12 protein-coding genes are annotated in these 15581 nt (G+C 50.9%); all 12 read right to left on the bottom strand.

Annotation, left to right across the window (positions count from 1 at the left end):
* Window positions 1–15: 15 nt before the first annotated feature.
* The 12 genes from C0977_RS03605 to C0977_RS03550 all read right to left on the bottom strand — a co-directional run bounded on the left by C0977_RS03605 (window position 16) and on the right by C0977_RS03550 (window position 15548).
* A complete protein-coding gene (locus tag C0977_RS03605) occupies window positions 16–1272 on the bottom strand; it encodes a sensor histidine kinase (RefSeq protein WP_101912467.1) in 1257 nt (418 codons plus the stop codon).
* A 17-nt stretch (window positions 1273–1289) separates the two neighbouring features.
* The gene (locus C0977_RS03600; RefSeq protein ID WP_306306238.1) at window positions 1290–1964 is read right to left on the bottom strand and encodes a response regulator transcription factor; all 675 of its coding nucleotides are present in this window, start codon (window positions 1962–1964) and stop codon (window positions 1290–1292) included.
* Complete coding sequence (locus tag C0977_RS03595; RefSeq protein WP_023054656.1) at window positions 1964–2599, bottom strand: GTP pyrophosphokinase; 636 nt, start codon at window positions 2597–2599, stop codon at window positions 1964–1966. Before C0977_RS03595 ends, C0977_RS03600 begins: the two co-directional genes overlap by 1 nt.
* Window positions 2600–2804: 205 nt before the next feature.
* Entirely contained in the window at window positions 2805–4709 is a 1905-nt protein-coding gene (locus C0977_RS03590) for a fructose-1,6-bisphosphatase (RefSeq protein WP_101912466.1), read from the bottom strand.
* 209 nt (window positions 4710–4918) lie between these two features.
* On the bottom strand, window positions 4919–5530 hold the full coding sequence (locus tag C0977_RS03585; RefSeq protein ID WP_159459024.1) for a class I SAM-dependent methyltransferase: 612 nt from the start codon (window positions 5528–5530) through the stop codon (window positions 4919–4921).
* Window position 5531: 1 nt separating this feature from the next.
* Complete coding sequence (locus tag C0977_RS03580) at window positions 5532–6350, bottom strand: class I SAM-dependent methyltransferase (protein WP_234987565.1); 819 nt, start codon at window positions 6348–6350, stop codon at window positions 5532–5534.
* 134 nt (window positions 6351–6484) lie between these two features.
* Entirely contained in the window at window positions 6485–8050 is a 1566-nt protein-coding gene (gene hutW, locus C0977_RS03575) for a heme anaerobic degradation radical SAM methyltransferase ChuW/HutW (protein ID WP_101912463.1), read from the bottom strand.
* Window positions 8051–8572, bottom strand: coding sequence for a flavodoxin family protein (locus tag C0977_RS03570; protein ID WP_023054632.1), 522 nt, complete (start codon window positions 8570–8572; stop codon window positions 8051–8053). It lies immediately after the preceding gene.
* A 51-nt stretch (window positions 8573–8623) separates the two neighbouring features.
* Complete coding sequence (locus C0977_RS11205) at window positions 8624–9385, bottom strand: TonB family protein (protein WP_200814202.1); 762 nt, start codon at window positions 9383–9385, stop codon at window positions 8624–8626.
* 4 nt (window positions 9386–9389) lie between these two features.
* Complete coding sequence (locus C0977_RS03560) at window positions 9390–9794, bottom strand: ExbD/TolR family protein (protein ID WP_081696548.1); 405 nt, start codon at window positions 9792–9794, stop codon at window positions 9390–9392.
* Entirely contained in the window at window positions 9787–10416 is a 630-nt protein-coding gene (locus tag C0977_RS03555) for a MotA/TolQ/ExbB proton channel family protein (RefSeq protein ID WP_101912461.1), read from the bottom strand. Before C0977_RS03555 ends, C0977_RS03560 begins: the two co-directional genes overlap by 8 nt.
* A 383-nt stretch (window positions 10417–10799) precedes the next feature.
* Window positions 10800–15548, bottom strand: coding sequence for a TonB-dependent receptor plug domain-containing protein (locus C0977_RS03550; RefSeq protein ID WP_101912460.1), 4749 nt, complete (start codon window positions 15546–15548; stop codon window positions 10800–10802).
* Window positions 15549–15581: the final 33 nt, after the last annotated feature.

The following is a 15581-nucleotide window of genomic DNA, read 5'->3' as shown; positions in this document are numbered from 1 at the left end:
TTTGGCAAGAGCCGCTCAGAAGGTAACGGTAAAGGTGATCATACGGTCACGATACGACACCTGCAGTTTGCCGCGCAGGATTTTGGCGAATTCCTCAGCCATGGACAAGCCGATGCCGTACCCCGATTTCTTGCTGTTATGCGACGTATCGCCGCGATAGAACCGTTCAAAAAAGCGCGTATAATCAGCCGTTTCCCCGCCGACATACGTATTGGCCACAGCAAAAACGGCGCCTTTCCCTTTTTTGCGACGCCGCAGCGTCACGGCAACCGTACCGCCGTCATCACAATACTTTACGGCGTTATCAACGAGAATGTTGATCATTTCATAGAGAAACTTTTCCTGTGACGGAATCGATACATCTGCCTCCACCGTCGTTACCAGATTCTTGCCGCTGTCAACGAGAACTTGCCGGAACGAATCGGCGACGGCGTTCACGGCAGCCGTAACATCGACCGCTTCAAAGGTGATCTCCGCCTGCGCCTCTTCATCCATCTTCGCCAGAAGAATCAGGTCATTAATCAGATTGGACAGACGTCTTACCTGTTTCAGGATACTCGTCGTCCACTCGCTTTTGCCGTTAATAAGTTCCATCGTTTCCGTGTTGGCCGAAATAATGGCTACCGGCGTCTTCAGTTCATGACCGGCGTTGGTAATAAAGCGCTTCTGCTTTTCCATGTTCTCCACAAACGGACGAACGGCTACCTTCGACATGGCGGCGACGATCAGCACGTAAAGCAGAATGCAGATGATTCCCAACAGCACGGACGAGCGGATGAAGGTGTCGACAGCCGCCATATCTCGCGTACAGTCCATAATCACGATCAGGTGATCGCCGTTTGCCCGGACCGTAATCCAGTAGGCGTACGTGGCCAAATTTTTTTTAAAAAACCCCTTCTCCTGTCCCGCATCCAGTGTCGTCTGCGCATACTGGACCGCTTCCGCTTCCGTAAATGATGCGATGTGATCGACATTGACCCGCTTGACGATGCCGTCTTTATCGGCGAGAATGCTGAAATAGCGGATTTGATAGGCAAATTCCGGCGTATCGTCGGACCAGTTCAGATTAAACCAGGCGTTGTCATCGGGCGCCGGCGCATGATGCAGTACGCCGTCATTGTCGGAGATACGCTGCATAATCGTCTCGACTTGTCCTTTTTCCTGCAAATAAACGGCCGCATCAATCAGTCCCAAAGCGACGAAAATGATGATGACAACGGCGATGGTCGCGACAAAAATGAACTTTCGGCGCAAACGCTGAATGACATTCATGAGGCACTCCTTTCCGCCTACATCTCACGCAGGACGAAGGACCCGTTCTTTTCCCCGACGATTTCCACCGTCGCCGCAATGGCTTCCAATTTCTGCCGCAAATAGGAAATATAGACCCAGACGATATCTGCCGTCACGTCCGTTTCATCATCCCAAATCCGCGCAAAAAGCTGTTCCGTCGAAAAATCCTTGCCGCCATTCAACAACAGAAGCTGCATCAGCTTCGTTTCTTTATTGGCCAGCCGGATGGAATTGTCGCCCTGCAATTCCTGCTCTTCTACATTCAGTGTAACGTTGCCCAAGGTCAGCAGCCGCGGTGTAAAGGAGCCGGAACGCCGTGTCAGCGAACGCAGCCGGGCCAGCAGTTCTCCCATAGCAAAGGGCTTCGTCAGGTAATCGTCAGCGCCGGCATCAAGGCCGTCAATACGATCGCCGACTTCAGCCTTCGCCGTCAGCAACAAAACGGGCGTCACGTTGCCGCTGCCGCGGATTTGACGCAAAGCGCCGATACCGTCGAGATGGGGCATCATGACATCGAAGACCAGACAATCGTACACGTTCTCCGCCGCCTTTGCGACAGCTGCGGCTCCGTCGTAAACCGTATCGACGGCATATCCCGAATGTGTCAGCACGGCGGCAACAGCCGCCGCCATGTCCCTTTCATCTTCAGCAAGCAAAATCTTCATCGTCATCACCCTTCCGCCTTCCCTTCATCGCGAATCAATCTGCGGATCGTTTGCATGGACACGTCGCAGGCAGCCAATTCGTCGGCGCAGCGTTTCAGTTCACGGCAGATGAGAGCGGCGTTTTTTATTTCTCGCTTATACTTCATTTCGTGTTCCAGACTGGCCCAAGAATCCATGGCGATCGTACGCAACTGGACTTCGGCATAGAACAATCCCGGATTACGGCCGAGCGCATCCGGATAGGGACGCTCCAATTGCAAAATCAGATGATAACTGCGGTAGCCGTTCGGCTTGACGTTCTTGATATAATCTTTCTCCGCTACAATCGTACACCCTTCAAGAGCGCGCAGATAACCGATATTCATGTAAATATCTTCCATAAAGCGACAGACGATGCGGATGCCGATGGCATCGCGGATCTCATGCAGCGCCGACACGGCCGTCGGCGGCAGCCCTTTGCGCCGGCATTTTTCAGCCATGCTCGCCTCTCCTTTGATGCGGTAAATCAGATGCTCATAAGCAGCTTCCCCGCTTTTTTCTTTTTCCTGCGCATTATACGTCTCAATCGCCGCCGTCAAATCGTCCAGCACTTGCTGCAACACCGGTTTGAAAGCGCCGTAAACAGTCCTCTCTTCATCCATCGGACTCACATCCTTATCCTATACTGTCTTAACATTATACACCTTTCCGCAACAGGTTTTCATCATGCCGGCGACGCAGCCATGCACGCCGAAGCCGCTTGGCCCGCAATTGCCGGGCAGCGGCCCGGACAAAACAAAAAAAGGAACCGCTTCGGCCGGAGTCGGCAGGACTCATGCCGTGCAGTTCCTTTGCGGCCTTTCCCGATCAGCGCCGTTCCAGGATGATATTGTTGCGGAAGGCCTCCAGCAACGCCTTCAAGTCGCTGATCATCTGCAAAATTTTCTTTCCGTTATCCGTATCGCCGATCATCACCCGTTTCGGTTCCAGTTCCACCTGCATCGATTCGGAATCAATATCTGTATTATTGACCAACACGTCGTGTACATCTTTAAAGGGATAATGCGCCTTGATGCGAATGCCGTGGGAATTGAAGATCAACGTATACCCGGCAATTCCCGTCGAGCCCTGATACGCTTTACAGAAGCCGCCGTCGATACAGATCGCCTTGCCCTCAGCCCGCACCGGCGTATCGCCTTTTTTCACCTTAACCGGCGTATGGCCGTTGATAATATGGCCTTGCGGCGAATCGATACCGAACTCATGCAGCAGTTTGACACAGAAGTCTTTATCCCGATTCAGCCGATAATACGCATTTTGCGGCTCTTTCCATGTCGACTCGTCTCGGATATAACTGCGTTCAAAGGTTTTGACGACGCGTCCCGACATAGGCGAGTTCATGCCGCACCAGAGATACCACATATAATCCAGGCTGTATTCATCGCGCCGTTCAAAGGCGCGCCGCGCCAAAAGATCGGTTTTATCCATGAACGCCTTTCCGCTGTACGCCTTGCCTTCCAGGACGATCTCCGTAAAGGAACCGTCCTGATTGACCGGCAGTCCGCCGTGGAAAAGCAGATTGCCATTGCAGCAGCGGTAGACGGAACCGTGGCTGTAAAAGAAACGCATATGGCGCTGGAGCCGCTCGCTTTCCAAAAATTCCGTCCGCAGCTCGGCCATGATCCGCTGCTCTTCCGGCGACAGCGTATACGGATCGCTCCAATCAACGGTCGGAAAATCTGTCGTCAACAATTCATAAACCGTACCGTCCAGCGTGATCGTCCCTGCCGCCGCATTGATTTTGTGAAACAGCAATCGACTGGCCATATCGTATTCCGGGTGACGCCGTATGACCTGCCCTTCCAACTTGGAAAGAATGACATTAATCGCCTTGACCATCGGTTCAATGCCGTCTCTCGCCGTGTACGTGCGCAGGGAGAACAAGGCGAACTCGCGCAGGCTGATGCCGTATCCGCTTTCCAGTATTTCCAGATTATGATAGCGGATATTATTGCGCAGCACATTGGCAATGCACGCCAGGCTGCCTGCCGCCGCGCCCATCCAGAGAACATCGTGATTGCCCCACTGCAGATCGAGACAATGATGCTGCATAAGATTATCGATAATCTTGTCGGCATGGGCCCCGCGGTCATACATATCACCGATAATATGGAGATGATCTACGGCAAGCCGCTTGATCAGATCGGCCAGAGCATAAATAAACTGCCGCGTACTGACCGTTTCCAAAATGGAGTCAATAATCTTGGAATGATATACGCTGCGATTCTTATCTTCGTCAGCCTGCGCGTGAAGCAGCTCATCGATAACGAAGCGAAACTCCTTCGGCATCGCTTTACGCACCTTGGAGCGCGTATACTTGGAAGAAAGCAGCTTGGCGACGAGCAACAGCTGGTGCAGCGTCGTCCGCGCCCACTTGGCGTTGACCTTATGCTGTCGTTCCAACAAATCCAGTTTTTCTTTCGGATAATAAATCAGCGTCAGCAACTCGTCCCGTTCATGCCGGCTGAGGGACTCCGAAAAAAGGAGCTCCACCTTTTCGCGAATAACGCCGGAACAGTTGTTCAAGATGTGATAGAAGGCCTCAAACTCACCGTGCAGGTCGCTCATAAAATGTTCCGTTCCCTTAGGCAGATTGACAATGGCCTGCAAATTGATAATTTCCGTAAACGTTGCTTCCTGCGTAGGATACTCTTTTGCCAGAAGCTCCAAATAACGCACGTATTCCGGGGTATACAATTCGTATGATTCCATAGTAAAACAGCTCTCTTTTCTTAAAATAAGACACACTGAAAATCATCTGGCTTTTATTTTATTTTACAATAGAATCATATATATGGCTAGTTGATTATATTTTATACGACATTGGTATACCAAAAGAGATATAGTATACCACATATAATTCAAAGAGGCGGCTTCTGCCGGCGAGAAAAAACGTACTTGGCAAACTGCCTCTGCTGGTTCTATTCGGCGTCTTTTGCTGCAACAACACAAAGGCGCCCGCCGCTGCCGCGCACGCTGTGAACAGTCGAAAACCCGGCTGCCTGCAGGTGCCGGGTCAATTCCTCTCCCGTGTAGATTACCAACCCATCAATCCGATCAGACCAGAAGGTATGATCCGGCCTGCTTTCTTCGCAAGCGATCAGAAAGGTCCCACCAGGTTGCAGCACACGCAGAACTTCACGAAACGCGCCGTCGATATCCGGCCAAAAATAAATCGTTTCAAAAGCGGTAACAAGCTGAAACAGATCATTTTCATACGGCAGTGACTCTGCGCTCCCGACGGTAAGCGTATATACCGACCCCAACTCCTTCTCTACCGTCTTTGCGGCAAAGGCAATGCTCTCTTCCGAAATATCAAGGCCGTACACCTTACTTTCCGGATACATCGCATGAAGCCGAACCATGGCAGCCCCGCCACCGCAACCGATATCAAGAATCAGGGAATAAGACAAACCGTCAAGATGGGTCAATGCCCACGCCGTCACGGCAGCATGTCCGCTATTCATCCCTTTTAAAAGGAGCCGCCCCCAAAATCCCCGGGGATGACGGAAATTACTCAAGAACCCTTTCATCTTACCGCTCCTCCCGCAAACGAAGATGAATAATTTGATCATTCATATGATGGTTCCACCACGGAATGCAGGAAAAGATCCCCATCCATCCACAACGATCGCGATATCCTTCATACAAGGTCCAACGGCGTTCGACACAAATTGCGCCGTTTAAAGTCTCCAGCTCGTCGATTCCGTTGATCCCCCAACGGAAAGGAGTTTTCTTCGTATCGACCGAATCATGCCGATGCTGCAAACGGATTAAAGTCTTTGTCATAACTTCAAGAAACATATGCGCACCAGTAAATCGATTGGCAAGAAGAGCGAAAAAAACCTTCATCTCCTCTTCCGAAAAGTACATGGAAGCGCCTTCCATGAGGATAAGGACAGGGCGGCCTTCCGTAATGACATCATCAGGCCACGACGGATCAAGGAGAGACTTACCGATACTGTGCAGACGTGACGAATCATCGGGAAGCAACTGCTGCCGCAGCTCCATCACTTCAGGCAAATCAAGATTATACCAATCGAGAAATCCCGTGTCGATACGATAAAAACGCGTATCCAAGCCGCATGCCAAGTTGATGCAGACGGCGTTGGCATGTTCCTTGACAAAGGCCTTCACCTCGCGATCCAGAATAGCACTGCGTATGGCAACACCGACCTGTGATTTTTTCGCCGCCGCAAATTTATCAAAATCATAGTGAAGACAATGCACCAAAGCCACTGCTTTCGGATCTTCAACCAAATGTTCCCCCGATTTTATCGTCTCATATGCTCTGGCCCAAAGGGGAATCAATAATGTTTCCGCCACATTTGTCAAGGATATATCCATCATCATGCCTCCTTTTTGTTTATTTTGATATTTTTTATCATTTTAATACAAGTTATGTTTTTGTCACCTTTTTAGTATCGTTACATACAAAAGGCATGAAACGATACTCTCCCCTCATTTCATGCCTTTCCCAAAACAAGTTACGGCCGCATCCGCTTCATGACAGCCTGCATTTCCTCTGCCGTCATGGACCGCATGGCTTCCGCCATCTCCTGCATAGCCGCCATACGGCTGCCGCCATTTTCCTTCATTTCTTTCATGACCTTTACGATCGCCTCGGCCTTGGCGTCAATACGCCCTTGCTTTCCCGTATCCTGCGCTGCCACTCCTTGCATCTGGAGCTGTTTCTTTCCCGTTACTAAATATTCCATACACTCTAACGTAGATTGGGCAATGTTGACCTGCCAGAATTCACCGGCTTCGGTCAGTTCGTAACAAACACCGTTATCGCGCAATAAGCCCCGTTCCTGCCACAAATCGAAGAGCCATTTCAACTCCTTCAGCCGCTCCTGATAGGAAACCAGCTGCCGGAGGTCAATATACCGCTGCTCCAACTGTTTCAGCAACGCATTAACCAAAGGCTGTTGCGCCGATTGCTTCAGCAGCGCCATAAACGGCTTTTCTCCCTGATCCACCGCCATTTCGTACGGCTCCAAAGCCCGGTGCAGCATCGTACTGTAGCCGTCAAGGTTGCCGCCGGCGCCACTGCCGAACGGGAACATCGGTACGCCTTGTCGTGTCAGTGAGTTATAGAGACTTCTTTCGCGGTTCGTATTGCTCCAATGACAAATATTGACACGTCTGTAATTGCGTTTTTTCAAATAATCCCTGGCAAAGGCAAACATTTCGGCCTGCTCTGCCGTCGTCGCCGCCGGCGGCAAGGTCCCGTCGGCAATTCGTCTTTGCAGATCGCTGTCTTCAAAAACATTGAGCTGATATAAATCGGCGCCGTCAATATCATAGGCAGATAAAATGCGCAGATCCTCTTGCCAAACCGCCATCGACTGCCCCGGCAGCCCATAGATCAGATCGATCACGACAACGCATTGGTTATAGGCTTTCAAGGCGGCCAGCCGTTTCAAAACCGTTTCCGTATCATCAAGACGGCCGACATTACGACGCACTGCCGTATGAAAAGACTGTACGCCGAGAGAGATACGGTTTACACCGTTTGCCAGCCAAACTTCCATCTTTTCAGGTACCAGATCATGAATTCGTCCCTCCAAGGTCAGCTCATAATCATTAGCCAACGGCAAATACGCGCGAATTGCCTGCAGCAGACGTTTGACGTTAGGAACGGATAAACTCGTCGGCGTGCCGCCGCCGATAAAGACGGAATGAATCAGACTGTCGCGCAACCGGGGTTGCGCCGCATCCCTTCTGATATCTTCCAAGAGGCAATCTATGTATCGGTTTTCAGCCTGCTGATTTTCGCCATTTTGAAAAAAACCGCAATACAGGCACTTTGTTTTGCAAAAAGGAATATGAATATAAGCGGACTGCGTAGGCTGCGACTGCGGCGGCTGCGCCAACAGTCCTTTCCATATCTGCTGGGCCTCAGCAGGCGCCACGACAGTTCCTTCCAAACCGGCGTGAACGACTCGTTTGTGCGGGAAGGCCGCCGTCAACGCATCAACGCCTTCACAGCCGAACAGAAACGCCCGTTCTGCCGGCGACTGCCTGTCATATAACTCCTGTAACAACATCTATGCCTCTGCCACTCCTTTCAACACCTCTGCTGCAAAGGCTTTGGCCTTGGCAAAATCCTCTTCATTCGGATGTTTTGCCGCCTCGGCATGCATGGCGTCCCGTTCGGGACTCTTGCCATGGGGAGAACCGGCAGGAAACTTCTGATACATCATTTCAATCAGCTTGGGATCAACGGCTCCTTGGCAAATAAACCGACCGGCCGGCGCCTTTCCCGACGGCAGCAACGCCGCCGCATTGTCCAATGCAGTCAGGGCATGCACCGAATCAGGCGGTGCGCCGAGTGTCGCAAAAACAGCAACATGCTTATTCTGCAACCCGGATAAAACGTTTTTCGCTTCCTCATTGACAGTACCGCGATCTACCCAGAAGCCGAGGAATACGCAATCGTATTCTTCCAGATCAGCCGGCGCTTCGCCGACCGGCAAGCAGGGAGTGCCCGCCGGCAAGACGGAAGCGATCGCTTCAGCCACCTTTTTCGTATTCCCAGTGCGTGATGAGTACAAGACAACCGTTTTCAAATATATCCTCTCCTTTATACCGTTAATATGATAACTGCCTTATTTCACACCTTACTCATTAAGTCCGAAATGAACCGACGTCTGAACTGTAACGGTTCTGCCGCTCGCATTTGGAAACGGGCACGCCGCGTATGCGGCCTTGACAGCCGCATTATCGAGGATATCGTGCCCCGAAGACGCGGCGACAGAAACACCGAGGCAGTTCCCCCCGCCGTCCAGTGTCGTCATAATTATGACGGTTCCCTCCAAATGACGTTTGATAGCCATTGGTGGATATTGCTTATTGCCGTTAACAGCGCCCCAGAATCCTTCCACGTCAAAAGGTTGCGTACCGGTTCCGGAAACATTGCCGTCACCGCTCCCCTGTCCGCTGCCGCTGCCTTCTCCGTACCCCTGGCCGTCTCCACTGCCGTTGCCCTGACCGGCACCCAAGCCGCTGCCCTCTCCACTGCCGGCGCCGCTACCCTCTCCGTGCGCTTCAGAGGCAGCCGGCGTTTGCTGTGAACCGGTCGCCGTCTCCGGCACCGCCGGCGGTGCCGGAGACGGCGCAACAGGCTGCGTCTTTTCCACTTCGGCCAAACGTTTTTCCACATCCTCCGCTTTCAGCGGTTCCGGGAAATCGACGGCGCTGCCGCCACCGCCGCCGGCATGGCCGCTGCCCTGACTGATTACCTCGCCAGTCTGCAAATCAATGACATACAGCTGCTCCTTTTCCATCACCGTACCGGAAAAAACAACAACACCGATGCCGATCAACAGGAGATGAAGAATCACGGAAGCAGTATAGGCCTTCATCCATGATAAATTCTTCACATTCCTATCCTTTCTGCTCTGCAGCAATGGCCAGCCGCTTAACCCCGGCTCCCTTCAACATATCCATGACGGCGACGACCTGTCCGTGCGCCGTACGCTTATCAGCCTGCAAAATAACGGAAGCATGATTGTTTTCCGACATATGCTGCTTCATGATCTGATCCGCTTCATGCAAGCTGACCGGTTTATTATCAACTGTAATGTGCCCTTCGGCATCCAACGTCAGAATAATCGGCAGCTGCGCCGGCGCCGAAGCGCTCTGTGCCTGCGGCAGCTGTACGGACAAGGCTTTCTGCGCCACCGTCTGCAAGCTGTTCATCATAAAAAAGACGAGAAGAAAGAAAATGATATCGATCATGGGAATGATCATAAATTGCGGCTTCCTCTTCATCCGATGGCGATTAAACATTGTCCTTCCCCCACTTTTTCATTTTTCCGTTCAAAACGGAAACGCAGAGACTTTCCGTATCGCTAATGATCGTGTCCAGCTGATGACTGAAATAGGTATACACGCAAAACGCGATGATCGCGACACAAAGCCCGGTTGCCGTAGCGACCAGCGCTTCGCCGACACCGCCCGTCATGGCCATGGCGCCGGCGCCGTTATCCAGCACGCTGAAAGTATTGATCATTCCTGTTACCGTACCGAGCAGTCCCAGAAGCGGCGCAATGGTAACGATAGCGCTGAGGTAATCGAGATAACGGCGGAAGCCGACAGCTTCAGCCGCCATCGTTTCGGCAAACGCATCCTTCATCGCTATCTCCGAAGCATCATTTGCCAAACCTGCCGCAATAATTCGGCTGATGGACGTCGGAAACTCCTTGCAAAGCTGCTCCGCCGCCGACCAATTATCGGTTTTGGCAGCGTGATAAACGCCGTGAAAAAACTTCTTCGAGCCGCTGCGGTTCGTCTGATAATAAAATCCCCGTTCCACTGCAATTGCCACCGTGATGACGGACAAGAGCAAGAGCGGATACATAACGATACCGCCGCTGTGAAACAAATGAATACAATACGAAAATCCTTCCATGTCGACACTCTCCTATTATCCTTCAACTATATACCTGATCGCATCAATAAAACACGACACACACCTGCAGCGTACCGTTACATTTTGCCGAACCCGCCTCCTTCTGTTCAGTCATTAATTGAGAGTAATTATTACATTCAAATATTAACAAAGTATTTCCATCCTGTCTACTCCAATCAGTTCTAAAAAGCTCCATTTGGACACCGACTTTATGATTATATCCATAAAAGGATCAAAATACGGCAAGCTATCTCAATCGCTTCCGTTTACAGTATACCACGCAGCCATTCCACACGAAAAACAGCTCTGCCGCAATTTGCAACAGAGCCGTTCAGAAAAAATTCCGCGCACTGCAAAAGCGGAATAAAAATGCATTCTTGCAGTCAGAATCTGTACGTCGCCTGAATGCGCGTGTAATCGCCGAGCGTGAAGTTTTCACTGCCGTAGAGCGTATCCCGCTTGCCGATGCCTTTGGCGTCAAAGGTATAAAACGCTTCCAGCAGGAAATTCCTGGCCGGTACGTAGCCCGCTCCGAGCGTGAAACTGCACATGCCGTCCAGGTACCGGTCCGGTACGCCTTCCGTTCCGTTCCCCCCGAAGAAAGACCCGTGCTGGAAGTATTTGTAGTCGGCAAAGGCGTTCCAGCTTCCCGGCTTGTCCGTGTCGGCCCGGCCGATGTCGAATCGTACCGTCCAGAAGTGCGGCGTCCCGCCGCCCGTTCTGCCGCCCATCGTAAAGCCCGACGTTCCCGCCTGATGAACGTACACCGTATGGCCGTTCATGTACCGGCCGAAGTCAGTACGGTTCTGGCCGTAATCGAAGGATACGGACGCCTGCTTCCCAAAGCGGTACTTGGCGCCGATGCCGATGACATTGGCCAACGTGTCGAAAGATGCCAGGTCGTTGCCGTCGCCGTGAGCCGCCGCATAAGTGTGCTTATCGTCCCCTACGGAGCGCAGGTACCAGGCGGCTACGCCGAAGTTCGGCGTAATTTCGTGCTTGGCCTGGACGAAGAAGGCCCGATCAAGTGCCGGAAGCTGATCCTGTACCAGAACGGTTCCCATCTGCGCGATCAAATACCCTTCTTTTTCTAATAAGTGCAACGGCAGCGTACTGTCATCTTCCGGCTTCCACATATCCCCTGCCAACCAGAAAAGCACGCGCTTAGCGATCGGGGAGATAGGAGCCGCCTTATAGCCTTGAATACCATTACCATTAGGCAATTTTTTATACACCGTCATCCACGCCGTATCTCTGTTCCACAACGAAGACGACGCTCTGTTTTTAGCTTCTGCCTGCGTCAGCGGCTGAATATCTCCGGCTTTCAACTTATTCACAGGAAGCCCTGCGTATCGTTTTCCTTTGTGGTCTGCACCGAGGTCTTCCAATACTTCCTTGCCCGTATATATGCCGTAGCCGTAAAATTCAGAAGTTATATGATATGCGCCTTCGCGTACTAAAGACGAATCTTGAATATAGTCATCCCACTCTTCTCCGTTTTCACCGGTCATCGCCATCAGACGCCGCCATGTTTCTTCTCCGTCTTGCTGAATCTTCGCTTTATCGAAAGTTGTATTTTTGACATATACGACCGGTACATCCGTAGTAATAACTTCTTTGACAATCTTGCCGGCCGCGTCTTTTACCGTAACCTTTCTCCAGATATAGCTATTCATATAATACTGACCGCTGCGCTTGCTCAGTTTTTCATACAAGCCGGGCTTATCTTTCTTGATAACGGCCATGTAGGTATCAATAATTTTCTTTTCTTCCTCCAAGGAGCCTGCTTTCACCAACTTCTGATACAGGCTTTCAAACCCCGGTGTCCGTATCGTCATGTCGCTGTATTCACCGTGAAGCGCATAATTTTCCGGTTGGTCCTGCCCCAACCATTCATGTTTAGTCGGCGGACGCATAAAAATCTTCGTTACAGCATGCGTGTACGCCGAATCGTTGATCCCCGTACTAGCGCTAAAATCGCCATAGCCCAAACGCACCTGATTCTTTCCACTCGTCCATATAGCGCGGACGCCGTCAAATGTCTTTCCGAACCAATAGCCGGTAACACCCATCGGTTCCGTTAAACGGCCAAGAGAAAAATCCCATTTACGCACATGTTGCATGAGGTCAACCGCTTCAAGGCGCTGCCGGCCCAAGCCTCTGGATCCGGCAATGTCCTGCGCCGTATCGACGCCGCTTATGCCAGAAGCACCGCCTAACAGCGTGATATTCGTATACCGGCCGATTCGGGCATCAAGCCCAAGTCGAAAACGCTGTTCAAAGCCGTGCCCAGCTTTTTCCAGATAATTCTTATACGCCGACCCGACGCTGGACACAGCCGTAACCCGGGCGTCTGCCGGCTTTTGTTTACCGCCAAAGGCATTCCAACGCAACCGATAGTCACCAATCAATGCGACACCTTTCGGTTTCTGCAAGTCAAACGGCACATGAATAAACCACGGCTCGCTATGTGTGAATATCTTCGCAACGTTCGGGGCCGCAGCCTTTTTCTCGGCAGGTTGCACCGCAGCTCCGAATTTCATATTTACACCGAATTTATATACCCGTTCCTGCGTTGCCTGATCATCATCACGATGATTAAAGAGATTGTCTATTCCCGCATAAGCAATCGCATCTTTATCAAACCTCTTTTGAATCAGGAGATTCCATATGCCGAATGTTTTTTTCTGGTAGGTTTGCTTCCCCTTTTCCGCAAATGTATACACCGGTTGCCCATCACCGATGTCATTATGGACATAATTCCCATTATTGGCAATCGTGTTGCTGTCCAACATATGAATGTAATAATCACCCCACAAAGAAACTCGCCAGCCGGTTTTCCGATTATCATAGGTAACACCTATATCAAACTTATGCTGCGGTTTATTCAGCAATTGATCGGGCATATCCGGATCACTTTTATTGACGGCATGCAAATATGTATAGCCCAATTTCCCGGACCAATGATCATTGAATTGATGGGATAATTCCGCTTCCAGCCCCGTAATTTCAGCTTTTCCTATATTTTTGAAGCTGTAGATCATGTCCGGCGGTGTGATCCACGTGTTTACACCCGCATCGGGATAGAAATTCATAAGTTTTCCTGTAAAATAGGTGGTCATATAATCCTTAATACGATTATGGAACACATTTACCCGCGTTGCGGTCTTACCCTTTTCCGCTTCAAAGCCAAGGTCGAAATTAAATGACTTCTCCGGTTTTAAGTTCGGATTGCCAAACCAGTAATATCCTAACTTTCCTATTCCCAGGTCATAAGGCATACCGGCATACATTTCCCAATTATAGTATAATTCTCCCATTCCCGGTTCCGTATACCCGGTGCCGATATTAGCCTTAACCCGTTGTGTGGAAGATCCGCCAAGAGCATGCGTAAGTCCCACATTAAAACTCACATTCGAACCGAAGAGACTGCTGTGATCCAATCGTAATACAGGAGTCACCAACGTATCCTTATTGATTTGCCACGTATCTTGAACGAAGAAATGTTGTTTGCTGATTTCCGCTTGTCCAATCGTTTGGCGGTTACAGCGATTGGCCGATTCTTCCTGAAACGTCTTGCCGTGCCACTTCAACGTTTTCGCATCATAATACCTGCGCATGACGATATCGTCATCAGGTATTTCTCCCCATTCGTCTTCCACCTGCAAGGACGGGTTCTCTTCGCGCAGCTGACGGGAAAAGGCGGCAATGCGTTCTTCGTCATCCACATTATCGACATAATCCTGATAAGTATAGGCCGGTACCACAGACTTGCCGGCTTCATTTTTATAGCCATACAACTCATATGCTTGATCATACTGGGGAATGCCTTTTTCATCCAGATACATGGCATAATCGTAAACATGAGATTGCGGCGCGCCGACACCTTTATCACTATGCAGATTTTTATCGTAATCCCAAGGATCAATATGTTGAGTTTTGATATTCCTTGCACTTTTCAATCGGCTGCCTTCGCCATTTTCCCTGCTGTACCCGAATCCATAGGTCAGCAAATGCGCGTCATTAATTTGCGTATTTGCGCTTGCTTTTATATTCCATTGCTTATGTATAATGTTATCCAGATATTCCAAAGAATTCTTTCCTTCATAGGAGGAATACGCCGCAACGGAAGACAAGGTAATATCATGCTCTCTCATCTTGGCATAATCCGCATCGATCTGCCAATCCGTCTTGCCGCCGTCGTTTCCTGCATAGCCGATACGGTAAGTATTACGGTTTACCTTTCGCCTATAGTTGACTACGGGATCCGGGCTGTCGTCAGAATGCTTGACAAATCGTTCCATCTCTTCATTCGCCCGGTCTATGCCGACGTCGATCTTGTTTCTGGCATCAATGTCATACGTTGCCAGTACGCCGATATTTTTAATAGCGCCGTAATATCGCAACGAATTGCGAATCGGCTCTGTTGTATTCATGCCGCCGTGAAAAAGAGCCGCACTATAAACAGGCATGACGTCTCGCTTGCCGCCATAAGCGGTAAAACGCATTTTACCGATCTGGCCGGAATCGGCGCGAAGGAAAAAACTCGGATACGGCAACAAATCGCCGTCACCGCGGACACGCCGTCCTTCGACATTGACCTGCATTCCCGCCGATTTTGCCGGTTTGCGCGTAATAACGTTGACGACGCCGCCGATAGCGTCGGCGCCGTACTTGGCCGAGGCGGCGCCGCGGATGATTTCGATGCGTTCCACATTTTCCGTTCCCAGCCGTTGCAGCTCATCGCCTTGGCCGCTGTATTTGGCAAAGTCGCCCATGACGGGCTGCCCGTCAACGAGAATGAGCGTGTGCCGCGGTTCGGCGCCGCGGATCGAAACAGTAACGCGCCCCATGGCATCCACAGCGCGATTCATTCCGGTTTCATTGAAGATGATGTCTTCTACCGATTTCGCCTGCTTCTTTGCTATATCTTCCTTCGTGATGATCGTCGTGCTCTGCGACTCGTACTTGGCCGCTTCCTTCGCCGCGTCCGCCCGCACCTGGATATCGCGCGTCGTAACGCCGGCACTCTCCGTCGGCCCATCTGCCCCGTAGACAGGCAGCGACATCCACAGTAAGACGGCACAGAAAAGCGCCGTTTGTTTCCGGGCTATGCCGTATCGGTTCCTCATTTGTTGCTCCTTTCATTCTTTTGATTTTTATTA

The organism is Megasphaera vaginalis (ex Bordigoni et al. 2020), from assembly GCF_900240295.1.
Taxonomy (GTDB): domain Bacteria; phylum Bacillota; class Negativicutes; order Veillonellales; family Megasphaeraceae; genus Megasphaera; species Megasphaera vaginalis.
This window is presented reverse-complemented; position numbering and strand designations above follow the sequence as displayed.

Excerpts from the sequence above, each read along its gene's own strand:
- C0977_RS03550 (WP_101912460.1), bottom strand. The coding sequence starts at position 15,548 with ATGAGGAACCGATACGGCATAGCCCGGAAACAAACGGCGCTTTTCTGT.
- C0977_RS03560 (WP_081696548.1), bottom strand. The coding sequence starts at position 9,794 with ATGTTTAATCGCCATCGGATGAAGAGGAAGCCGCAATTTATGATCATT.
- C0977_RS03585 (WP_159459024.1), bottom strand. The coding sequence starts at position 5,530 with ATGAAAGGGTTCTTGAGTAATTTCCGTCATCCCCGGGGATTTTGGGGG.
- C0977_RS03555 (WP_101912461.1), bottom strand. The coding sequence starts at position 10,416 with ATGGAAGGATTTTCGTATTGTATTCATTTGTTTCACAGCGGCGGTATC.
- C0977_RS03605 (WP_101912467.1), bottom strand. The coding sequence starts at position 1,272 with ATGAATGTCATTCAGCGTTTGCGCCGAAAGTTCATTTTTGTCGCGACC.
- C0977_RS03580 (WP_234987565.1), bottom strand. The coding sequence starts at position 6,350 with ATGATGATGGATATATCCTTGACAAATGTGGCGGAAACATTATTGATT.
- C0977_RS03600 (WP_306306238.1), bottom strand. The coding sequence starts at position 1,964 with ATGACGATGAAGATTTTGCTTGCTGAAGATGAAAGGGACATGGCGGCG.
- C0977_RS03595 (WP_023054656.1), bottom strand. The coding sequence starts at position 2,599 with ATGGATGAAGAGAGGACTGTTTACGGCGCTTTCAAACCGGTGTTGCAG.
- C0977_RS03590 (WP_101912466.1), bottom strand. The coding sequence starts at position 4,709 with ATGGAATCATACGAATTGTATACCCCGGAATACGTGCGTTATTTGGAG.
- hutW (WP_101912463.1), bottom strand. The coding sequence starts at position 8,050 with ATGTTGTTACAGGAGTTATATGACAGGCAGTCGCCGGCAGAACGGGCG.